The following is a 21,036-nucleotide window of genomic DNA, read 5'->3' as shown; positions in this document are numbered from 1 at the left end:
TCAGGCGCCGGGCGGAACCTCCGGGCTATGCGAACGGCCTCGCGCGCTCGGCCGGCGGGCGGTTCCGACGACGAAGGTACCCAACTCCCCTCACCGACACACTGTGCGACTACCCATCAGGTTCTCAGTCGTTGCGTCCGCCGTCTCGGAAGATCCGGTCCAGGTGGGCGTCCAGGACGGCGGCGGCGGACTCCGGGCTGCGCTGGCCGGCGAGGATGCTGGTGCCCAGCCCGGCAGACATGGCGAGCAGGCTGATCGCCTCTACACGTGCGTCCGTACCGGGCCGTGCGAGATGCGCATCCTTCGCCTGCTGGAGCAGGTCGGTCACGGCATCCTCCGCGGCGTCGGGGCTCTTGAGAAAAGGCTGATCGGCCAGCGCGGCGTCGGTGACGGCGAGAACGGCGTACGAGGTGTGGACGAGGTGGAAGGTGCGGCTCCCCTCGTCGGTCGGCAACGAGGCCAGGAGCATGGCCTCGATCGTCGCACGCGGCCCCGGGTTCTCCCCGGCGGCACGGACCCGGGCGGCGACCCGCTCGCCGAACCCGGCGGCCAGGTGCTGCAGCCCGTAGAGCAGCAACTTCTCTTTGGTCTCGAAGTAGTACTGCACGAGCCGCAGCGACACCCCTGCCTCCGCCGCCACATCGCGCATTCCCACCGCGTGCAGTCCGCGCCGTCCCGCGACCCGGACGAGCGCCTCGGCGATCTCGGTGCGCCGCTCCTCGTGGTCCACACGCTTCGGCATCGGCTGCTTTCTCCGCTCGTCGAATCCTGGCTCCGGGACCCATCAGGGCACCTTCATGATACAGACGTACCATGATCGTGGTACGGTCGTACCACGAAAACCGAAAGCGTTTCCGGAGGTGACTCACCGTGCCCGAGACCAGGGCCGAAGCCCGCGCCGATGTCGGCCGCTACGTCAACGACGCCTTGCGCGACCGGTACTTCACGGCCTGCGACGCGCTCTACGCGATGGGCGCGCCCCTCCGCGCGGAAGTCGACGTGGAGACCAGCTTCGGGACGACGCACGTCTACCGGTACGGCCCCACAGACCCCGCGGCCCAGTCCCGCACCCCGATCGTGCTGGTGCACGGTGCGGGCAGCTGTTCCGCCATGTGGTACCCGAACACCGCCGCGCTCAGCGCCGACCGGCCCGTCTACGCGCTCGACACTCCCGGCGACCCGGGCCGAAGCGTCCAGCGAGAGCCCATCCACCAGCCCGAACGCGCCGCCCGATGGCTGGACGAAACGCTCGCCGGCCTCGGCCTCGACCGTGTCCACCTCATCGGCTCCTCCTACGGCGGCTGGCTCACCCTGAACCAGGCGTACCGCAAGCCCGGCCGCCTCGCCTCGGCGACCCTGCTCGACCCCGGCGGACTGGAGAAGGTCGGCCTGCGCTTCTTCGTCTGGATCTTCGCCAGCCTGTTCGCGACCTCCGCGCCCAAGGCGCTACGCCCACGCCTGGCAGCCTGGCTGGAACAACCGGTCATCATCGTGCCCGAGCTGCGCACGATGATCAGGTCCGGCGTCCGCGCCTACCGCATACGGCGCCCGGCCCCGCTCCCCCTCAGCGCGGACGAGCTGCGCACCATCCGCACCCCCCTCTACCTCTTGCTCGGCAGGCGGAGCCTCCTCGTGCATCCGCAACGCCAAGTGGAGCGCGTCCCGCGTCTGGTACCGGGGGCCCGCGCCGAGATCATCTCGAACACCGGCCACGGACCACAGATCGACCACGCGGAGCAGATCAACAGGCGGATGCTCGACTTCATGGACTCCCTCGACTGACCGCCACCGTAGCCGAGGCGCCACCACCGAGCCTGGTCTCGTGACCGGTCGCCCTCGTCTTCGTCCCGCCGCGGTGGCCTTGCTGGTGGGCGCATCCGTGTGCCTGGCAGGCATGCTGGCGAACGGCGGCGTGGAGGCTTGCGGTTCGCGCGAGGGGCCCGTCGGTGCGGCCCTCAGGGTGACGGCGTGACGGCGTGACGGCGTGACGGCGTGACGGCGGGCCTGGTTGACTGTCGAGCTCGGGCGACGAGTCCTACCGCGTCCCAACCACCGCCGCCGAACGCGCCAAGCTCACAAGAACTTGAGCGATCGTCGCCCTCGGAAAGTCAGCCTGGCCCTGGACAGCGGCGCGCGCACCAGTCATGAACAGCGAAACGCGCGGAACCGTGCCCCCGGCCGTGGCCGGGGGCACACTTGAGGGCCCTACACCCCGCCTACGCCCCGCCTTCGGCGGTCCAGATCCGGCTACGCACATCCCTTCCGCGCAGCACCTGCACCCGCCACGGGTCGATCGCAACAGGTGGTACTCCGGGTCCGCCGGTCCGCCGCGCCAGTAGCCGCGGGGTCGTAGCCGACCCCGGGTGGGCTGCCCTCGCGATAGAGCTCCCACGCGTGGCGTTTGGTGGGCTCGTCCTCGACCCACCTGGAGACGCTGTCGATGAACACGGCGTTCTGCCGTGGATTCCAGTAGGAGTAGGTGGTGTGCGGATTGTTCGCCAGGTGCGCCGACTTCACCGGTGTCCTGTAGGCGGCGAGCCAGCCGACGGGGCGGCCGTCGATGACCTCCCAGATGGGCAGGAGTATGCGCGCCCGGGGGCGGCTCTTCTTGTCGACGGTGATCATCGTCGCGTATGCGATGTCGCTGATGTACTGGAAGAACTCGCTCTCCACGTCGGAGAAGGAGCGCACCTTCAGCGCCATGGCGCCGCCTCCGTCTCTGCGGCGCTCAACGCGCCGCCCCTGTCGTCTCGGCACCTTCGGCGGTGGACCGCGCTGCCCGCGAGGCGTCGGCATCCGTCGCACGGGGGCGGCCGCGGAGGCCGAACGCGCTGATGAGCGCGGCGAGGGCCGCTGCGATGAGCGGGACGAACAGGGCGGCGTGGTAGCCGTCGAGCAGGGACCTGGGGGATCCGCCGTCGCCGGTGGCCGCGACGTTGACGGCGGTGACGGTGGACAGGCCGAGGGCGGCGCCGAACTGGAAGGAGGTGTAGAGGAGGCCCCCCGCGAGGCCCTGCTCCTCCTCGTCGATGCCCTCGGTGGCGACGATGGTGAGCGGGCCGTAGGTGAGGGAGAACGCCAGGCCGAGGGTGATGAAGCTGGGGAACATCGCTGCGTACGTCCAGTCGTCGCCGACCGGCAGGAACAGGGCGTAGGACAGCACAGCCAGTCCCAGGCCGCCGAGGATGACCCTGGCGTTGCCGAAGCGGTTGACGAGTTTGGGGGTGAGGGTGGGTGAGAGTGCGGCGTCGATGCCGATCACCAGGAGCGCGAGACTGGTCTGGACCGTGGACCAGCCGCGCAGCTCCCGCAGATACAGCACGGCGATGAACTGGAAGCCGAAGAAGCCGCCGGAGAAGAGCAGCGCGGCGAGGTTGGCGCGCACCAGGGGCCCGCTGCGGAGGATTCCCAGCCGCACGAGCGGGGCGGCCGCCCGGCGTTCGGTCAGTACGAAGACGGTGAGGAGCGCGAAACCCGCGGCGAGGGTTCCCAGTGTCTGGCCCACACCGGTGTGGGCGGCGCCTTCGACGGCGAGGACGAGAAGCACGATCGCGCCGGTCACGGTGACCGCCCCGAGCAGATCGATACGCTGCCCGGCGCGGTCGGGTCGCTTCGACTTGGGGATGAGGGCGAGGGCGGCGACCAGGATGAGGAACGACAGGACTACGGGGGCGAAGAACACCCAGCGCCAGTCGGCCGAGGTCAGCAGCCCTCCGACGACCAGGCCGATGGAGAAGCCTCCGGCCGCGGTGCCCGAGTAGACCAGGAGGGCCTTGTCGCGCTGTGGCCCTTCCGCGAAGCCGGTCGTGATGATGGACAGCCCCGCCGGAGTCATGAATGCGGCGGCGACTCCCGTCACGAAGCGGGCGGCGATGAGCGTGCGTCCATCGTCGGCGAAACCGCCCAGGCCGGAGAAGAGCAGGAACACGGTGAGCCAGAACAGAAACATCCGTCGCCGGCCGAAGAGGTCCGCCACTCGTCCGCCCAGCAGCATGAACCCGCCGTATCCCACAACGTACGCGCTCATCACCCACTGCAGCTCGCCGGTGGACATCCCCAGGTCGGCACGGATCGATGGCAGAGCCACGTTGAGCATGGCCACATCGATGCCCTCCAGGAAGATCGCTCCACACAGTACGAAGAGCACTCCCCAGGCACGCCCGCTCAGGCGGGCGGCACCGGGCTCCGGCGGCGGTGGTGACATGGAGGACGTGGAGGACGTGGAGGACGTGGAGGACGTGGACACAGGATGGCTCCTTGAACCAGAAAGGGAAGGAAAGGGAGGGGAGAAAAGAGAGAACGCAGGCGTCGCAGGCGGTTACCGAACCACCTGTCAGTTCCCTCTTGTAACCGCCTCGATCCTGGTGCACCCTGAACGACCATGGAAGAAGGCACTTTGAAGTCACCGAGTCACTGCACGGGAACCGAGGACGACCAGGCCCGCCAGTGGGACACTCGAGAGGGCTGCGAGGTCCGTCAGATCCTCGATCGCGTGGCTGACAAGTGGTCGCTGCTCGTCATCGCCCTGCTCGACCGCCGCACCCTGCGTTTCACCGAACTGCGGCGCGAGATCGACGGGATCAGCCAACGCATGCTGACGGTGACACTGCGCCAGTTGGAACGCGACGGGCTGGTGCGCCGGACGGTGCACCCGGTCGTCCCACCGCGCGTGGACTACCAACTCACCCCGATGGGCGCGACACTGCACCACACCATCCAGGCGCTCGTTGCCTGGACCGAGGACCACCAGGACCAGATCGCCGCCGCACGCACCGAGTACGACCAGCGCGAGGCCGAGGCCAAGAGCACCCAGATGGCGATGGACGGGGCCTGAGCCGGGCCCGCCGGCCGCTGAGGGCCGTACGCCGACCCCGACCCCACGACGATGAGGCTGAACTGCCGGCGCTCTACGACTTCCCCGCCGAGCACCGGATGGGCCACCATCCTCGCGAAAGCCCACGATCGGCCCGGAGGTGTCATGCCCCTGCAGATGACGTTGCGCGCGATCACACTCGACTGTCCTGATCCGCTGGCCCGACCAATCCGTTCCTCAGCAGTTCCACCTCGACTTCGCCGTCGACGACCTGGACGAAGCCGAGAAGCGGCTACTTGAGCTTGGCGCGAGCAAGCCGGATCACCAGCCGAATGAGGACAGGTGGCGGGTTCTCATCGATCCGGCTGGGCATCCTTTCTGCCTGGTCAGAGGCTGATGGACGCTGACATCGGCGAGGGTGTCGGCGACTACGGCCATTGGGGCAGCCAAGGCTGTATGACGAGCCACCAAACACTCATGGACCGGGCCGACGGTGCGCCCGGTCCATGAATTGATGCAGCTGACAGCTGACAGCAGTCAGCACTCAGCACTCAGCACTCAGCAGTCAGCAGTCAGCAGTCAGTATCAGTGATCAGTACTGAATGGTGTGGTTGTAGAGGATGTTCCGGGCCGTCGTGCCGCTGTCCAGGCCGTAATCGGGCCGGTCGTTGACGAAGTACTCGCGGAAGCTGGACTGCCAGGTCCGGGACATCATGGTGTTGCTCTTCGTCCAGCCGCCGTCGACCTGGGACCACAGGTCGACCAGCGCGGTGGCCACGCGGGCCTCGCAGGCATCGCCCGAGTCGATGCCGTTCGTGGAGCGGTCATTGGCGAGGTTCATGGAGCTGCCGTTGCCCCAGTAGTACGTGGTGTCGTTGAAGGTGTGGAACGCCACTGCGTTGGCGAAGCCCTCGGTCCAGCCGCAGCTGGTGGAGGAGGTGCGATTGACGTAGTGCGGCGAGCAGTTGCTCACGTTCGGCCACCACCCCTTGTAGAGCTTGCCCATGAGGGCGTGGCCCGCTTCGTGGACGGTGGTGTGCTCGGAGTCGGGGTCGTTGTCCGCCAGGTGGATCTTGTCGTCGTTGGTGGTCCAGTACGTGCCGTCGGTGGAGCCGGGGTACCACTGGACGGTGATCGGGGTGCAGTGACCGTCCTGCTGGCTGGTTGCCCAGCAGGTGGTGGTCGAACCGCGGTTCCACCACAGCTTGTTGAGGGTGTCGAAGGCGTGCCAGGCACGGCTCTGCCCCTCGTTGGCGTACACGTTGCCCAGGTTGGTATTGCCCGAGATGTTGTTCAGCGAGTACGTGGCCGTGGCGTAGCGGCGGCCGCTGCCGTCGACCACCGACCACATCCGGCCGGCCTGCGTCTGGAACTCCACCCATGCCTGGGAGATGGCGGAGGTGCTCGGGGTGTAGCAGAGGTTGAACTTGCCGTTGCCGTTGCCGGTCATTCCCGTGGCGAGCTTCTGCGTACCGCTGTTGGCGGTCGGCTTGCCCCACAAGGTGATGTTGACGTTGCTGACCGGCTCGTCCCGGTTGGCCTTGCCGTTCCAACTGCCGCCCTCGGCAGACTGGAACCGGTTGCGGAACGCGCCGCCGACGCAGACCTGGGCGCTGGACGTGGCCGCGGCGGTGGCGCGCGGGGAGGTCGGCGCCGAGGCAGTCGAAGCATGGCCAGGAGCAGGGGCCTTGGGCGTAACCGGGCGTGCCGGGCGGATGCCGGCCCCGGGGCGGTGGGCCGGGGACGCGTCGGCCTTGGTGACCGCGACGCCCTTGTCGGAGGAGCCCTCGGACCTGCCGACGGTGAGCTCCACCGAGTCGTGCCCGGCGCGGCGCGGGTCGGGGCGGTCGATGTCGCTGATGTCCGCCTGGATCTGGGCGGGTCCGGCGGCGACGGCCTTGACCTTGAGCTTGACGGTGCGGGTGCCGGGCGTGAGGGCGAGAGTCCGGCTGGTGCGCTGGCCGAACGTGTCCGTGGTGGGCGCGGCGAGCCCGGATGCCTTGCCGGTCATCCGGAGCGCGGGCGGCAGTTGGATGGACAGGCCGGCGTGTTTGACATCGGTCTGCGCCCGGACGTCGACGGTGAGAGTGGCCTGCTCACCGACAGCAGGCAGATGGTCGAGAGAAGCGGTGACGCCGAGACAACTGAGCGGCGCCTCGGAGTGCTTCTCCGCGGGGCGGATCGTGCAGGTGCCGCCGGCCGGGGTGGTCGTGCCTGCGAACGCGGACGGCACGACGACGATTGCCAGACAGGCGCCTACGCCTGCCAGCGCGGTCAGGGCGACGGGTTTCGTGACCCGTATTCGGGACATGGGCATGCCTTTCTGCGGCGCGCACGACCCCGGTCTGGCACGACTGGGGCCGGTGCACGCAGGCAGAGCTGTGAGGGGGGTTGGGCACTGCACCCCGCGGCACTGCAGCAATCAACCACCGGATCAACCGTTGGCCAGAGCAGCACTTTGAGTGACAGTGGCCGAAACCATATACCTATGGCCTGCGTATGTCATCGCCCATGCGGAAGATGTGGATCAGGTACGAACTAGTGGCATTCGGCAGTGGTGTTGCGCCACACCGGGCCGCCCGCACCTTGCCGATCCCGTCCCGCCCCGGCCGCTCTGCCGCCAGGCGTTCCGCATGGCCTCACGAGGCCCGCGACGGCATGGGCCACGTCCTCGTCTACGACGAGCAGTTCGTACGCCGCGACGGTGACGAGCAGCCCCAGCTGCACGGAACCCTGGCCACAGGTCGGATCAAACGGCGGTACTTGCGGTTCGCGAGGGCTTGGGCTGCTTATGGCTCGTCAGCTCATGCGGCGTAGCTGTGATGTGGTGCTGCTGGCCAAGAAGGCGATGGCCTCGCCAGACCGCCTCGCCGGCTTCGGCTGCGTCGCACCGGTCCCATGCGACTCCGGCAAGATCAGTGAAACCGGCGGCGCCCTGAGCGATACAACCATCGCCTCCAACTGGTCTTCTGCACCTCCGCGCTGCTCAGCATCAGAAGGTGCGAGGATTCCCGCCGGTTTTACGATCGCAAGCGAGCTGAGGGCGAGCGCCAAACCCGGGCCGTCCGCGCTCTCGCCCGCCGCCGTGTCAACGCCCGCTGGGACCTGTTCCGCGACAGGCGGTGTGACGAGCTCAGCTTGGGGTTCAAGGTGCGGGCCGGAAATGCGCCTCGTACTTGAGCGGGGTCAGTTCTGGGCGGTGGGTCGTACGACGATCTCGTTCACGTCGACGGTTGCCGGCTGCTCGATGGCGAACGCGATGGCTTGGGCGATCGCCTCCGGCGGGATGGCCATCCGGTCACGCATCTCCGTGATCCGTGCTCGGACCTGAGGATTCGTTGATGCCTCGGCGAATTCGGTCCCGACGACGCCGGGCGAGACGGTGGTCACCCGCAGGGAATCACCGGCTTCCTGGCGCAAGCCTTCGCAGATGGCGCGGACCGCGAACTTCGTACCGGCGTAGACCGCCATGGTCGGCACGATGCGAAATGCGGCCGTGGAGGCGATGGTGATGAAGTGGCCCGCGCCCTGGGCACGGAAGACCGGCAACGCTGCGCCGATTCCGTGCAGCACTCCCTTGATGTTGACGTCGATCATCCGGTCCCACTCGTCGACGCGTAGGTCGTCGAGGGGAGAGATCGTGCCGACCCCGGCATTGCTGACGAGCGCGTCGAGGCGGCCGAATCGCTCGCCGGCGAGGGCGACCAGGGCGTGCAGGTCGTCCCGTCGTGTCACGTCCGTGCGGGTCTGCACGGCCATGCCACCCGACGTCTCGATCCGCGCCACCAGCTCCGCAAGGCGCTCGGACCGGCGCGCCCCCAGGACGAGCCGCGCGCCTCGCTCGGCAAGCAGCAGTGCGGTCGCCTCGCCGATGCCGCTGCTGGCTCCCGTGATCGCCACGACCTTGCCGTCGATTCCCGCCACGATGTCCGCCTCTTTCTTCTGAATTACCGGTAGCCGCTGACCTACAGAGGTCGTCTAGAGGCCATCTAGAGGTCATCTATGGGAGCTGCACCTCCCACTCGGGATCCAGTGTGTGAGGTCTTTAGCCTGGTATCCAGAACGTATTTATTCTGGAACCAGGGGTGCCATCCACCATGCAGAAGCAGTCGAACCAGCGCCGTGAGCTGGGTGCTTTCCTTCGCAGCCGCAGGGAGCGGATCACCCCTGACCGGGTCGGACTGCCACACACCGGCCGACGACGGACCCCCGGGCTGCGCCGGGAAGAACTCGCGCTGCTCGCCGGGATCAGCGCCACCTGGTACACGTACCTCGAGCAAGGCCGGGACATCCGTGCCTCGGACCAGGTGCTCGACGCCCTCGCCTCGGCGCTGCAACTCGACCGGTACGAGCGCGGTCATCTCTTTCAGCTCGCCGGTCACGCGGCTGCGGCCGAAACCGAAGCACCCGAGCCGCTCGCCGCCGAGGTGGCAGCCGTCCCGCTCCTGCTCCAGCCCAACCCGGCATACATCATCGGCGGCAACTACGACGTGCTGAGCTACAACCGGGCGGCCGACGAGCTGTTCCCGCACCTCACCGCGGCGCCGGACCGGCCGGCGAACTTCGCCCGCTGGGTGTTCCTCGAACCTGCCGCCCGGGACGTTCTGGTCGACTGGGAGCTCGAGGCACGCGGCCTGCTCGCCCGGCTGAGGACACTGGCCGGACGCCACCCGGGCGACCCCCGATACACCCGGCTGATCGACGAGCTGAACGCGGGCAGCCCGGAAGTGCGTGCCTGGTGGCCGCAGTACGACGTGCAGGCACGGCACGGCGGACGGAAACGGCTGCGGCACCCGGGACGCGGGGTGATCGACTTCGCTTACACCGCCTTCCACCTGGCCGAACAGCCAGAACAGACACTGGTGATCTACTCCGACATCCGGGAATCGGCTGATGGAGCGTCACGCAGCCCATCGCGCTGGCGGCTTGACGAACCGCATCAGGAATCGATGGCACACGACCACACTTCGGTGACCGGCACAGCTGAAGTCTGATGACCGTGAGGTTCGTAGTCAGATGTGGGGAGCCCCGTAGTAACTCGCGAGCTCACGGTGATATTCGTCGTCGCTGATGTGCTTTTCCCTATCGAAATCCGGGGCGTTCTTGATCTCCTCCTTCGTACGAGCGACGTAGAGCGTCGTGGCCTCGAAATCAATGGAGGAGATCACGCCGGCCGGGAGCAGGACATGCTTGCCGAATATCCACCCGCCGGTGTCGACCACCAGCCAGGAAGCGCCGACCTCGTCGGAATGCTCGTCGACCGTGCCCACGCTGCCGTCGATCGCCTCGACCCTGAATCCGGTCAGTTCGGAACCCGGTCGGTAGCCCGAGGCATCCTGATAGCTCCACATGTTGCCCGTCATGAGAAGAGCTCCAATTTGGCCATGAGTCAGAGATGTGAGGGCAGGGCCGGACGTAGTGAACCGTCGAACCGTCGAACTCGACTACCACCGATACCGGCGGCCCCTCTGTAGCGAGGGTGAGCAGCACGAGAAGCGACGGAATCGTGGCTTCCCATGTCAGGCCGTGTGGCCTCGACTCCCGCCTGGGAGCGCTCCCTCCTCAGGCAATTATGCGCCCGACACCGGCCGACTGCCCGCCGCGACAACCGGTGAAGGCGGCGACCCAGGCCGGTTGGATCACCAACACCGCCGCCCAGTCAACCGTGCTCGAGCACCCCGCGCCCCCCGTACGAGCAACGCCGTGTCGGCCCGGCGAGGGATGTCTCAGGACCTGCCGCGACCGGTGACATAGTCTCGCGCCCGATCGACGAGGCCGAGTCCCGGCGCGAGGAGTTTGTTCGCCGGAGGGGCGGTGGGTGCGGACGGGTGGGGGTGGGTGGGCGCGGTCTTCTTCGCCAGGCGGATCTTGTCGCCGAGCTTGGCCAGGTCCTCCGGCGAGCAGATCCGGTGCAGCTGCGGGAAGAGATTCTTCTCCTCGTCGCGCATGTGGCTGAGCACCGATGCCTGCACCTCGGTGAACAGCTGCTCAAGCTGGGGATCGTCCGCGGAGCACCCTTCGATCCGCTTGAGCAGCGTCTCCACCTTCGCGTGGTCCTCGATCTCCTTGTCGGCCAGGGTGCCGCCGCGCGGCAGACGCTCGCGCACCGTCGGGTAGAGGTATTCCTCTTCGGCGACGGAGTGGCGCACCAGCTCGATCGTGAGCTGGTCGATCAGGCGTTTGCGATCTTGGAGGCCACTGGGGAGCGTCGCGATCTGTTCGAAGAGGCCCTCGACCTCCCGGTGGTCGGATGTCAGTTCCGCGATCATGTCGCCGTCGTGTGCCATGGTTCCTCCCGGTGCGGTGTGTCCCTGAGGTGGTGCATTCCTGAAACGGCTCTGGGCAGCCCGCGCACGGTGCGGCGGGCGCGCATCACCGGTTCCCGAGCCCGCAGGCAGCTAACGGGCGGAGCCCCGGTTGGCCTGGTGCTTTCACCCCCGTCGCAGGCATTCGCGTGACCCGGGGCCCGGCGCTATGGCGCGATGGCGCGATGCCGAATTCCTGCGGGCTAGGGAGAGCGCGATGGCTCGTCCGGCTCAACTGGGCGTACCCCAGGGCTACTTGTAGTAGCGGTTGTCTTCGACGTCGACCACCGGGGCGCCGGGGGACGGTGGCTGGGTACGCCGCCGCTTGAGGATACTCACATACGACGCGAGACCGATGACGCCAACGATCATCAGAATGACGCCCACGAGGTCGAGATTGACTCCGGCCATGTGCCAGTCCACCGCGAAAGTGAGGATCGCCCCCACCGCAAGCAGACCGATGCACCCGCCGATACCCATCGTCTCAGCCTCCGTATCTGGTGGAAGTAAGGCCTGTTGAGGTTCGCGTACCCGACGGCGGGCGGCTTATGTCGTCGGCCGCCTGGCTCCCGCCCGCCGACACGCTCTCATCTGCTCACACTTGGCACTCTCCGCGCCTGGTGACGCGACCGCCCTTGATCCACCGCCTGATGATCTACGGCGTGTGTCTGTCAGCCGGACTCCACAAGCGCGGCGATGCCTTCGAGCACGCAGGTGAGGCCGAAGTTGAGTGGGTCCTCGTCGGTGGGGGCGAATGCGCCTTCGGCGACGGCGCGGGTGAGGGCTGGGAAGCGCTCGCCGTGGCGGGTGAGTTGGTCGGTGGTGAGGCGGTCCCAGTCCGTGCTGGATTCCTCGTCGTAGTCGAGCACCTGGTGAGTGAGGCTGCGGACGTGGCCCAGGACGAGGATCACGGCGTCGTGCCGCTGTCGGGCGGTGAGACGGGAGGGCTCGAGGGCGGCCAGGGCCGCGTCGAGCCAGGCCACCTGGTGGGGGCCCATGGCCTGCCGGCGCATCCCGGTCGCGGTCAGTATCCAGGGATGGGCGCGATAGACGTCCCAGCAGGCGCGGGCCCAGGCTTCGAGCCGGGGACGCCAGCCGCCGAGGACACGGGTGAGGTCGGGCGGATCACTGAGCACCGTGTCGACCATGAGGTCGACGAGGTCGGGCTTGCCGGGGACGTAGCGGTAGAGGGCCATGGTGGTGACCCGCAACGTCTCGGCCACTCGCTGCATCGAGAGGGCCTCGAGGCCCTCCGCGTCGGCGATCTCGATGCCGCAGCGGGCGACCTCGGATGGTGTCAGCTTCGGCTTGGGGCCTCGTCGGGGACGGTCGGCTTCGCCCCACAGCAGCGCGAGGCTGGTACGCGGGTCCCGCTTGCTCTCCCTGTTCGCCGGCACGGCACCGGCCTCCTTTCCTGTCTCCCCCGCCTGCCCCTCCGGGTGCCCTTGCCGGACGTCGGCCATCCGGGCCGAGGGGGACTGCCAGGGGATGTTGCCACCCGTCCAGAAACTGTGTACAACATACACAGCTATCCACTGCGTAGCACATACACAGTTTCTGGGGGTTCTTATGCTCGGCACCGTTCTCACCGCTGCCACCACGGCCGTTGTCGCCGCCCCGGCAGCCGGGCTTCTCGCTCGCCGCGGAATCATCCGCTCCCGCAACGCCCGCCTCCTTGGCATCACTGGCGCCCGCGGCATCGACGAGCGGTACTTCGCCCGTATCGGCGGGATCGACCAGTGGCTCTCCGTCCGCGGGGAGGACCGCACCAACCCGGTCATCGTGGAACTGCACGGCGGCCCCGGCTCCGTGAACTCGATCCTCATGAACCGCACCCGTGACTGGGAGCGGCACTTCACCCTGGTGCGCTGGGACATGCGGGGCGCCGGCAAGACCCTGCGGCGCTCCGGTGCCGACGGCCAGGGTGAGCTGACCTTCGCACGGTTGCTGGCGGACGCCGTCGAAGTGGTCGAGCATGTCCGGGCCCGGCTCGGCACAGCGCGGGTCATCGTGCTGGGGCACTCCTTCGGCAGTGCTCTCGGACTGCGCCTCGCCCGCAGTCACCCGCAGCTGGTCGCCGCCTACGTCGGCACCGACCAGAAGGTCTTCGACGGCGGCCGGGACACGTCCGACTACGCAGCCCTGCTGGACCGGCTCCAGCGGGCGGGCAAGAAGAAGGAGTTGGCGGCCGTACGGAAGATGGGACCAGATGCGCGTGCCTGGACGGCCGAGCAGCACAGCCACTTCAGCCGCTTCGCCTCCGCGACCGACCCGCAGACCTTCGGTGCCATGAAGTCCGTGGTCATGAAGTCGCTCTGGTACTCGCCACTGCACTCACTCCGCGAACTGATCACGTTCTTCCAGGGCTTCAAGGTGTCCGCCGAGATGCTGCCAGGCACCGCAGGGTTCGACGACTGGGCGGACGGCACCCGTTTCGAGGTCCCGTTCTTCGTCGTTCAGGGCGCCGACGACCTGGTCAACACCGCTGCCCGCGCCCGTTCCCTCTTTGACGCAGTCCAGGCACCGGTCAAGGAGTTCACCCTGATCGAGGACGCAGGCCACTTCGCCGCCTACAAGCACCCGGACCGCTTCCTCGACTTCCTGCAAACCCGCGTCCGCCCCACCCTCACCCACACCGGCCCGGACGCCGCCACCGGCTTCGCGCCCAGCAGCACCGCAGCCACGGATGTGTAGCTGCGACGGTGACAGCGCCCTGAGGAGGGACTCGGCAGGCAGCGCCGAGGGCCGGGACGGGTCGGATGTTCAACGGGTCAGCCCGTCACCGGGACGAGGTCGGCTGCGCCGAATGAGACCGAGAACCGCTCGCACCAGATCACGGCGCTGCGAAACTTCCGCAGGTCCGTGCCGGCCGGGACGGTGTAGTTCTGGTTGCCGAGGTTGCCCTTGAGCTTCCCCAGCGCGACTGCCCCGTCACCGAGCCCCGCCTTCGCCGCGTCAGCGCCTCGGGCCGAAAGATAGACCCGTACATCCGGCCCCTCGGAGGTCTTGAGGTCCTCCAGTCTCAGCACCTGGCCACCGTCCGGCAGCCTGACCGTACGGGCGGTGCCGCTGGTGTCGTGCTCATGGGTGACGAAGCGGCCTGAGGCGAGGTCCTTGGGCCTTGTGCTGGTCATCGACGATCCCCCGCCCTTCATCCCGGCGTGGTCGTTCATCTGCGGCCGGTCCTTCACTTCGGGGGCGGAGGCGGTGGGCAGTTCCTCGTTCACCGAGGTGTTGGTGAACGCCTTCCAGGGTTGGAAGAGAGAGAGCCCGATACCGGCGACAGCCACCAGCACGAGAAGGAGAGACACAGTCGTACGGCGGGAAACTCGGGACACCAAGACCTCCTGAACGGGACAATCTGAACGGGGCAACCGGGCCGACCGTGATCGGCCGGCCCGTCATGCGTACAGCAAATCCGCACGCCGCCCCGTCGGGGTACCGGGGAGGACGCCCCGTAAGACACCGGTAACCAACCAGGCACGCAGGCCCGACCGGACGGCGAAGAGAGGGCGAGGCCTCACGCCTCCATGACGATCGAGTCCGCGCCCTTCCCGGCTTCCAGGCGCCATTCCTCTTCTGAGCCGATGTCGAGCTCACACCCCACATCCGGGATTCGATCAACGAGGAATGCACATGGGCCAACCATCCGACTGGCCCCGGTCGTGCACAGATGCTGCAGCGCTTCGACATGTGCGGCTGGTGCGCGTGCTACGGCCCTCGGCTCGGGGCAGGCCGAGCCAGACATCCGCTCAGCAGGACTCGCCATGCCCAGCACAACAATCCTCACGCCAAACGAACGACGTCTTGGCTCTCCACTCCGACTTCGTGATCGCGTCGGTGGCGTCAGTGGCGCCCCTTACTGTGGCGGTCTTCGGCCGGTGGCGGGGTGAGGAGAAGTCAGCCGGGTCGGGACTGAGCGGTACGACGTCCCCGTTCCAGGTGATCAGCGGGAGCGGGCTGAGGGGCCGGCTCGCGCGTTCCTTTGCGTTTCCGGCGAGTTCGGAGAGTTCGGCGCGCAGGTAGCAGGAGTCCCCTCGATCAGCCGAACGAGCCGGCCCAGGCGGGCCTACGCAGAGTCACTCCACGTCGAACTCCTCGAATGCTGTTCCCAGTCCTCTGGCCGCCCCGGTGTCTGGACCTGTTGGCTCTGGGGATCCGCCTCCCACGGCTCTCGACCGGTCCGCCGCAGCAGCCTGTTCAAGTCGTCCGCCGCCTCCGCTACCCCGGCTTCGGCGGCCTTCCCGAGCCATCGCCTGGCTGCAGCGAGATTCCCCGTGTGCCATGCGCTGACCCCCACGGCGTGCATGGCGCTGGGATCCCCGGCCTCGGCGGCCCTGCTGCGCCAGAGCCCCGCCTGCGCGCCGCTTCCCTCCTGTTCCAGCAACTGTGCCAGCTTCCCCATGGCTTCGGCCCGCCCCGCGTTGGCCGCCTCCCGGTAGCAGCGCATGGCGCGCTCGGTGTCGCCGAGCCTCTCCATCCGATGGCCTTCCCTGACCATTGCCGCCGGATCGCCGGTGACGGAGTCGGAGTGGGCCCGGTTCCTGGCGAGCGCGAGACGGCCGATCGTCTGGGTGTTGCGCAGTTCGGGGCGCGGATGGCCCTTGCTGGGCAGCACTCGGGCGAGATGGTCGTGAATGGTCTGCAGGGTGAGGAACTCCGTGGCGTCATCGGTGCCGTGCTGGAGGAGGTGAAGCAGTTCACCGGTGTAGGCGGTGTGGCGGGCGCCGACGGGAGCGCTGGAAGGGCGGTTCGCCGGTGATGATGCCAGGGTGCAGGTGCCGGACACGGTCAGCTGGCCCGCGACCACCGACGTGGTGGTGGTCATCGCGTCGACGGCCAGGCCGGAGAAGCAGCAGTCCAGGATGAGTACCCGGTTGTGCGCCCTGGCGTTCGCCAGTGTACGGCGCAGCAGGGCGAACGGCAGGGCCGTCCAGGCCACGAGCGAGGGATTGCTGGACGTTGCGGGCAGGGACAAGTACAGCTCGCCGTCCGGGCCGACCAGGCCATGACCGGCGTAGTAGACGAGCAGGAGGTCATCGGCCTCGTCGGCGGCAGCCACCAGCCGGGATCCGATGACGGCGGGGTCCGCCAGGTCCGCAGGGCCCTCGCCGCGCTGCCGTACACAATGCTCGTCCGGGAGCGCTGTGCCCCACGGACTGGTGAATGCCCTCGCCAGGTCGTCGATGTTGTTCCGCACAGCCGGCAGATCGGGCAGGCCGGGGTCCGTGAACGCGCCGAAGCCCAGCAGCAGTGCTCTGGACCGAGAGGGGTCGGGCAGGCGCATTCACCGCTCCAGGGCTTTGCGCAGCACGGCTTCCAGGTCCGGCTTCGGGACGTCCCGCAGGGTGATCTTGACACTTTGTCCGTCGGGGCCGGTCACCTCGATGTCCGCCGACGGACGGCGGTGCCTGATCCACACCGACAGCGAGGCCGCCAGTACCGATCCGGCCCCCTGGACGCCCAGAGCCACGACGAGGACCTCGGCGAGCGAGCCCATCTGGTCGGGGCGCGACTCGGGTGACTCGATGGCTGCCCGCCCACGCAACTCGTCCTCACGGGACAGCCACTCCGCCAGCCCGATCAGTTCAGCCGAGGCCGTCTCGCCCGTCAGCCGGATGTGCGCCTTCATCGCTCTCCCTGTTCAGTGCCCGAAACCACGCTGCGCTTCCAGGACGGCCTTCAGGTCGACCAGAGCGTTGGCCTCCCCGGCGTCGACCGCTTTCCTGCACCACTGCTCTCCGTCGGCCACTCGCCCCTGCACGGCAAGCACCAGGCCGAGCACCGCCATGGCATTGGCGCTGCCGGCGGCGGCCGCCCTGCGCAGCCACATCTCGGCCTCTTCCAAGTCGCCGCGATTGCTTGCGAGTCGACCCACCATGAACATGCCGAAGACGTTCCCCGCCCGGGCGGCTTGCAGGTACCACCGTTCGGCGTCGTCGGCGTCTCCCTGCTTCTCCGCCAGTGCGCCGGCTTTGACCATGGCCAGGTCCTCTCCGGCGGCGGCAGCCTTCGCGTACCACTGCTGCGCCTCTGCCAGGGCGCCGCGCTGTTCGAGAAGGTAGGCCAGCCGGACCATGGAGCTCTGGACCCTGGACTCGGCGGCCTCCCGATACCACTGCTCCGCCTCGGCGAAGTCCTCCCGCCGCTGCAGCAGCCTGCCCAGGAGGTCCATCGCCATCGGAACCCCCGCCTCGGCCGCACGCCGGCACCACGGCTCGGCCTCCGCGAAATCCCCCCACTCCATCAGCAGGCTCGCCAACAGGAGCATCGCGCGGACATCCCCGGCCTCGGACCCCCGCCGTAGCCACTCCCCTGCCTCGGCCGAGCGCTCCTGATGCTCCATCATCTCGCTCAGGGAGATCATCGCGGCGGTGTTACCCGCGCCGGCAGCCCGTCGGTACAGCGTCTCGGCCTCGACCGACTCGCCGCGCTCCTGCAGCACGGATGCCAGCAGAGTCAGCAGGTCGGCCTCGAGCGCGGCTGCTTCCTTCCCGTGATCTTCATCCGTCTCCGCCACCAGCGCCACGGCCTTGCGCAACAACCGCTCCGCCTCGGTGGCATCATCGCGTTGCCTCGCAAGAAGTGCGAGGTCCCTTATCGCTTCGCACTGCACCTGGATGTCACCCGCGCAGTCGGCTGCTCTCTGCAACCACTGCTGCCCTTCCTGCGGGCAGCCCCTGTGCTGCTGCAGGAGACCCAACTTCCACATCGCGAAGGCGTCGCCACGATTCGCCGCGGCCCGATACCACTCCTGCGCGCCCACGAGGTCGTCGCGCTCCTGGAGCATGAATCCCACAGCGCCCGCTGCGCCCGCGTGCCCCAGGTCTGCGGCCTTCCGCAGCCAGCGCTCCGCCTCGGCGAACTCCCCACGGTCCTTGAGCAGACCCCCCAGCCGCATCATTGCCTCGCCGTACCCGCCGTCCGAGGCGCGCCGCAGCCACTGTTCGGCCCCGGAGAAATCCTCCCGCTCCTGCAGCAGCCACGCCAGGCAGGTCATGGCGAACGGGTCGCCGCCCTCTGCGGCTGTGTGGTACTGCTCTTCCTCTTCCATCCGTCCCCCGGTCGCTCGTCCGTTCCATCCCGTTCTCTCGGGTCAGAAGTCCCGGCCGTGGCGCAGCGTGGCTGGCTGTTCTGCACGTTGCTGTCCCAACTGTCGTGGGGAGCGCTGAAATACCGATGAAATCTCGGTGGTGTGCGGGACGGGGGGCTGTGGGGCTTTGGGGTGGGCGCGGGGCCCGACACTGCGGTCATGCCCGACGGGTGGAGGGTCGAACAGGGGCAGCAGTACACGCGCTGCTGGGAGGACCACGAGACGATGCAGAGCATCTGCGAGACATACATCAGATGGCCCGACGGCAGTGAAACCGTGGTCTAGCTACCCTGCGCCCTTCCCACCGAGAGCGACCGCCGCACCGCGGTTGAGTCGCCCCCCTGCCCCGTCCGGACACTCCGGGCGGGGCTTGGCCGTCCCTCCGCTCTGGGCGTTGGAGCGGAAACCGGCGGCCGCTCAACGGCGGCCGCGGTGCTATTCCGCGCCGGCAAGGTTGGCAAAGACCACCAGGTTGTCCGGGTAGTAGTGCTGCGATGCGTCGTACTGACCACCGCACGTGATCAGACGCAGCCCCGCGTGATCGATGTTCTTGTAGACCTCGATGGTGGGGAACTTGTTCTTCGGGTACTGGGCGATGCGGCTGACAGTGAACTTCGAGGACTTCCCGTCCGTCCGGGCGACCTCGATCGTGTCACCGGCTTTCAACGAGGACAGCCGGTGGAATACCCCCGGCTTTCCGTTCCAGGTGACATGACCGGCGATGACGGCCGGGCCCTTTTCACCGGGAGCCGGGCCGGGCGTGTACCAGCCCGCCTTGGCGGGGTCGGCGGGCGTTTCCATCGTGCCGTCCTTCTTCCGCCCCAAGGGCACAAGGGTGGACGAGAGGTTGAGCGACGGGACGGAGATCCGCTGTGGGGCCGACTTCTCCGCAGCACCCCCCGTTTCCTGCGCACCGCCTTGACCACTCTCAGCTCCCGTTCCCGCTCCCGGGGCGGCCTGACCGCCCCGCGCGGGCTGCTGCTGGGCAGGAGGCGACTGCGAGACCGGTGTCTGGCCCCCGCATCCGCCGAGCAGCACCATCGCAGCGGCAACGGCGCAGAGTACGGCTTCGCGCTTGCCCCGGCCCCTCATGCGGCGCTCTGCTCAGTCGTCTCCGCAGCGGGGGTCGAGCGCCTTCTGCACTTCAGGACCAGCGCTCCGGCGACCGCTACGCAGGCAAGCCCGCCGGCGCCCACCAGGGCCCCGGGGCCCTCGTCGCTTGTGGGCGCCCCACCGCCCGTCTCCACGCCTCCCACGGGAAGGGACCCGACCGCCGCGCCCTCCACAATTCCGCAGTCCGCGGGCGCGGTGGCCTCCTGGGGCAGTTTGGGATCGAGCTCGCTCTTGCCCGCGCCGAAGTCGTACTTCTTGTTGCCGTTCGGGTCGATGCCGTGCTGCACGATGTGGAGGTCCTTGATGTGATCGACCACGTCTTGGGACACGGGGATGGTGCGCTCGTAGGAGAGGTTCCCCTGGGCGTCCGCCTTGGGCATACGGTCTACGGCGAGCCCGCTCTTCGGGCTGGTGTCGCCGTCGGTGGTGAGCGAGATGTTGATATCGCCGTAATGCACCGTGGCTTCGGTGTTGTTGATGATTCCGTCGCCGTCCGTGTCGGCGCTTGCGTCCGGGCACTGGAAGTCATGGCCGTCGGTGGAGCCGTGGAGATGCTGTGCGTGTGGCTGGCCCGGCACAAGCCCCTCCGACTCGATCTTCACGGTCAGCCGGGTGCCGTGGAGACTGAGCATTGCCGTGCCCTTGCCCTGGGATCCGTTCAGTTGGTTCAGGTTGATCTGGTACGCCTTCTCCCCGGCGGTAGCCGGGGCGGCGGCACCCGAGAGGACCAGGACGGCAGGCAGAACACAGAGGGCGGCGAGGCGAGCGGTGCGCTGGGATGTCACGGTCGTTCGTTCCCTTCCGGCGGTGTCCCGTCTGGGATCGCCGTGGTCTCGTCCGAAGGCCCGTGCAGTGCAACGATGCTTCTCACGGCTGGAGACCGCTTGTTGTTGCCCGGGCGCAAGTGGTCCGTAGTACGACGCCCACCGACGCCCCGCTCAGCGCACCGCTCGATGTGGCGCGCCTTGACTAAAACGACGGATTCTCTTGACAGGTACGTCTCTGATATGCGGCACACAGGACCCGTTCTCCGGCGGCGCCGTGGTGGCTGGAGACACTGAGATTCGGCAGATCGGTACCGCCCGGCCAACCTGCCCGCGTACGAGCCGACTCGGTCAACGACGACGGGGCCTGGGAAGACATCGGCAATACCTTGCACTCCAGTGCAGCAGCACCGCACTTGCCTGTTCTACGCCCCACCGCTCGGTTCTCCGGAGCCGTGGGCGGTGCCGCGCTGGGCGATGGCCGGCTTGATGCGGGCGGACAGCGCCTGGCCCAGCGCCAGCATGCTCAGGCCGAACATCAGGACGCCCAGGGGGACATGGAGCGACGGCACGTGAGCGATGCCCAGCGCCACCTGCACCGAAGCGAGTACGAGGAAGCCCGACGCGTACAGGATGGGGCGGGGCGCGCCGCCGCCCGGCCGCCACGCCAGGATTGCGGCGAGCACGTACACCATCGATGCGCCGTACATCACGCGCGCTCCGGCGCTGTGCAGTACCTCGCCGTAGGACGAGGACAGCAGCAGTCCGGCGGTGACCGCCTGGAAGAAAATGGCCGCAGTCTGCAGGGTGATCACGACTCTCAGGAACGTGAGGCTGCGGTGTTCTGCCGTCGTCTTTGTGGCCATCGCGCGGTCCCCTTTTCTCTGCCTTGCGGCGGTGGGTGGGAAGTGTCTCGGCAGTACGACGACATGGGCCCGCGCGATGTGA

21 protein-coding genes and 2 pseudogenes are annotated in these 21,036 nt (G+C 68.2%); 7 read left to right on the top strand and 16 right to left on the bottom strand.

The genetic code is table 11. The features are described 5' to 3' along the window. Window positions 1-124 precede the first annotated feature (124 nt). Window positions 125-742 carry a TetR/AcrR family transcriptional regulator gene (locus ADL29_RS10575; protein ID WP_053923416.1) on the bottom strand — a complete coding sequence of 206 codons (618 nt, stop codon included), beginning with the start codon at window positions 740-742 and terminating at the stop codon, window positions 125-127. Between the two features lie 128 nt (window positions 743-870). Here ADL29_RS10575 and ADL29_RS10570 point away from each other — a divergent pair, with 128 nt between their 5' ends. Further along, window positions 871-1,782 (top strand): alpha/beta fold hydrolase, encoded by a 912-nt coding sequence (locus tag ADL29_RS10570; RefSeq protein ID WP_053923415.1) that lies wholly within the window; start codon window positions 871-873, stop codon window positions 1,780-1,782. 465 nt (window positions 1,783-2,247) lie between these two features. Here the strand turns inward: ADL29_RS10570 and ADL29_RS10565 are convergent, their stop codons facing one another. Continuing rightward, window positions 2,248-2,703 (bottom strand): pyridoxamine 5'-phosphate oxidase family protein, encoded by a 456-nt coding sequence (locus tag ADL29_RS10565; protein ID WP_245689291.1) that lies wholly within the window; start codon window positions 2,701-2,703, stop codon window positions 2,248-2,250. Window positions 2,704-2,728: 25 nt separating this feature from the next. Continuing rightward, entirely contained in the window at window positions 2,729-4,204 is a 1,476-nt protein-coding gene (locus ADL29_RS10560; RefSeq protein ID WP_078970899.1) for an MFS transporter, read from the bottom strand. 177 nt (window positions 4,205-4,381) lie between these two features. On the opposite strand from ADL29_RS10560, the gene ADL29_RS10555 reads away from it, so the two are divergent. Together ADL29_RS10555 and ADL29_RS40720 are read left to right on the top strand one after the other, a co-directional pair. Next, window positions 4,382-4,834 carry a winged helix-turn-helix transcriptional regulator gene (locus tag ADL29_RS10555; RefSeq protein ID WP_053923413.1) on the top strand — a complete coding sequence of 151 codons (453 nt, stop codon included), beginning with the start codon at window positions 4,382-4,384 and terminating at the stop codon, window positions 4,832-4,834. 193 nt (window positions 4,835-5,027) lie between these two features. Further along, window positions 5,028-5,210: pseudogene (locus ADL29_RS40720) on the top strand (VOC family protein); the annotation flags it as partial. Between the two features lie 195 nt (window positions 5,211-5,405). Here the strand turns inward: ADL29_RS40720 and ADL29_RS40715 are convergent. After that, window positions 5,406-7,124 carry a mycolysin gene (locus ADL29_RS40715; RefSeq protein ID WP_078970883.1) on the bottom strand — a complete coding sequence of 573 codons (1,719 nt, stop codon included), beginning with the start codon at window positions 7,122-7,124 and terminating at the stop codon, window positions 5,406-5,408. A 540-nt stretch (window positions 7,125-7,664) separates the two neighbouring features. Between ADL29_RS40715 and ADL29_RS45030 the strand changes: the two are divergent. After that, window positions 7,665-7,993, top strand: a pseudogene (locus ADL29_RS45030) (transposase); the annotation flags it as partial. A gap of 6 nt (window positions 7,994-7,999) precedes the next feature. Here the strand turns inward: ADL29_RS45030 and ADL29_RS10545 are convergent. Then, window positions 8,000-8,737: an SDR family oxidoreductase gene (locus ADL29_RS10545; protein WP_053923411.1), complete on the bottom strand. Its 738-nt coding sequence runs from the start codon at window positions 8,735-8,737 to the stop codon at window positions 8,000-8,002. 173 nt (window positions 8,738-8,910) lie between these two features. Between ADL29_RS10545 and ADL29_RS10540 the strand changes: the two genes are divergently transcribed. Further along, entirely contained in the window at window positions 8,911-9,807 is an 897-nt protein-coding gene (locus ADL29_RS10540; protein WP_078970882.1) for a helix-turn-helix transcriptional regulator, read from the top strand. Between the two features lie 18 nt (window positions 9,808-9,825). On the opposite strand, the gene ADL29_RS10535 is transcribed toward ADL29_RS10540, so the two are convergent. From ADL29_RS10535 to ADL29_RS10520, 4 genes are all read right to left on the bottom strand, one after another. Beyond that, on the bottom strand, window positions 9,826-10,176 hold the full coding sequence (locus ADL29_RS10535) for a PRC domain containing protein (RefSeq protein WP_053923410.1): 351 nt from the start codon (window positions 10,174-10,176) through the stop codon (window positions 9,826-9,828). 363 nt (window positions 10,177-10,539) lie between these two features. Next, complete coding sequence (locus ADL29_RS10530; RefSeq protein ID WP_053923409.1) at window positions 10,540-11,100, bottom strand: hemerythrin domain-containing protein; 561 nt, start codon at window positions 11,098-11,100, stop codon at window positions 10,540-10,542. A gap of 270 nt (window positions 11,101-11,370) precedes the next feature. Further along, complete coding sequence (locus ADL29_RS10525) at window positions 11,371-11,598, bottom strand: DUF6458 family protein (RefSeq protein ID WP_046929796.1); 228 nt, start codon at window positions 11,596-11,598, stop codon at window positions 11,371-11,373. Between the two features lie 191 nt (window positions 11,599-11,789). After that, window positions 11,790-12,515, bottom strand: coding sequence for a TetR/AcrR family transcriptional regulator (locus tag ADL29_RS10520; protein ID WP_053923408.1), 726 nt, complete (start codon window positions 12,513-12,515; stop codon window positions 11,790-11,792). Window positions 12,516-12,687: 172 nt separating this feature from the next. Between ADL29_RS10520 and ADL29_RS10515 the strand changes: the two genes are divergently transcribed. Continuing rightward, complete coding sequence (locus ADL29_RS10515; protein ID WP_053923407.1) at window positions 12,688-13,812, top strand: alpha/beta fold hydrolase; 1,125 nt, start codon at window positions 12,688-12,690, stop codon at window positions 13,810-13,812. Window positions 13,813-13,889: 77 nt separating this feature from the next. Here the strand turns inward: ADL29_RS10515 and ADL29_RS10510 are convergent, their stop codons facing one another. From ADL29_RS10510 to ADL29_RS10490, 4 genes are all read right to left on the bottom strand, one after another. Further along, entirely contained in the window at window positions 13,890-14,429 is a 540-nt protein-coding gene (locus tag ADL29_RS10510; RefSeq protein WP_063788433.1) for a DM13 domain-containing protein, read from the bottom strand. Between the two features lie 758 nt (window positions 14,430-15,187). Next, window positions 15,188-16,405 carry a caspase, EACC1-associated type gene (locus ADL29_RS10500; RefSeq protein WP_107094936.1) on the bottom strand — a complete coding sequence of 406 codons (1,218 nt, stop codon included), beginning with the start codon at window positions 16,403-16,405 and terminating at the stop codon, window positions 15,188-15,190. Then, complete coding sequence (locus ADL29_RS10495; RefSeq protein ID WP_053923404.1) at window positions 16,406-16,750, bottom strand: effector-associated constant component EACC1; 345 nt, start codon at window positions 16,748-16,750, stop codon at window positions 16,406-16,408. Window positions 16,751-16,762: 12 nt separating this feature from the next. Next, window positions 16,763-18,172, bottom strand: a complete 1,410-nt coding sequence (locus tag ADL29_RS10490; RefSeq protein WP_053923403.1) for a tetratricopeptide repeat protein — start codon at window positions 18,170-18,172, stop codon at window positions 16,763-16,765. A 198-nt stretch (window positions 18,173-18,370) separates the two neighbouring features. Between ADL29_RS10490 and ADL29_RS45995 the strand changes: the two genes are divergently transcribed. Next, window positions 18,371-18,496: a hypothetical protein gene (locus ADL29_RS45995; RefSeq protein ID WP_281181810.1), complete on the top strand. Its 126-nt coding sequence runs from the start codon at window positions 18,371-18,373 to the stop codon at window positions 18,494-18,496. Between the two features lie 150 nt (window positions 18,497-18,646). Here ADL29_RS45995 and ADL29_RS10480 read toward each other — a convergent pair whose 3' ends face one another. The 3 genes from ADL29_RS10480 to ADL29_RS10470 all read right to left on the bottom strand — a co-directional run bounded on the left by ADL29_RS10480 (window position 18,647) and on the right by ADL29_RS10470 (window position 20,954). Then, window positions 18,647-19,252 carry a class F sortase gene (locus ADL29_RS10480; RefSeq protein WP_245689319.1) on the bottom strand — a complete coding sequence of 202 codons (606 nt, stop codon included), beginning with the start codon at window positions 19,250-19,252 and terminating at the stop codon, window positions 18,647-18,649. Between the two features lie 47 nt (window positions 19,253-19,299). Then, window positions 19,300-20,109, bottom strand: coding sequence for a hypothetical protein (locus tag ADL29_RS10475; protein WP_053923400.1), 810 nt, complete (start codon window positions 20,107-20,109; stop codon window positions 19,300-19,302). Between the two features lie 404 nt (window positions 20,110-20,513). Next, window positions 20,514-20,954 (bottom strand): hypothetical protein, encoded by a 441-nt coding sequence (locus ADL29_RS10470; RefSeq protein WP_245689289.1) that lies wholly within the window; start codon window positions 20,952-20,954, stop codon window positions 20,514-20,516. Window positions 20,955-21,036 lie beyond the last annotated feature (82 nt).

It is taken from the genome of Streptomyces chattanoogensis (genome assembly GCF_001294335.1).
Taxonomy (GTDB): Bacteria; Actinomycetota; Actinomycetes; order Streptomycetales; family Streptomycetaceae; genus Streptomyces; species Streptomyces chattanoogensis.
This window is presented reverse-complemented; position numbering and strand designations above follow the sequence as displayed.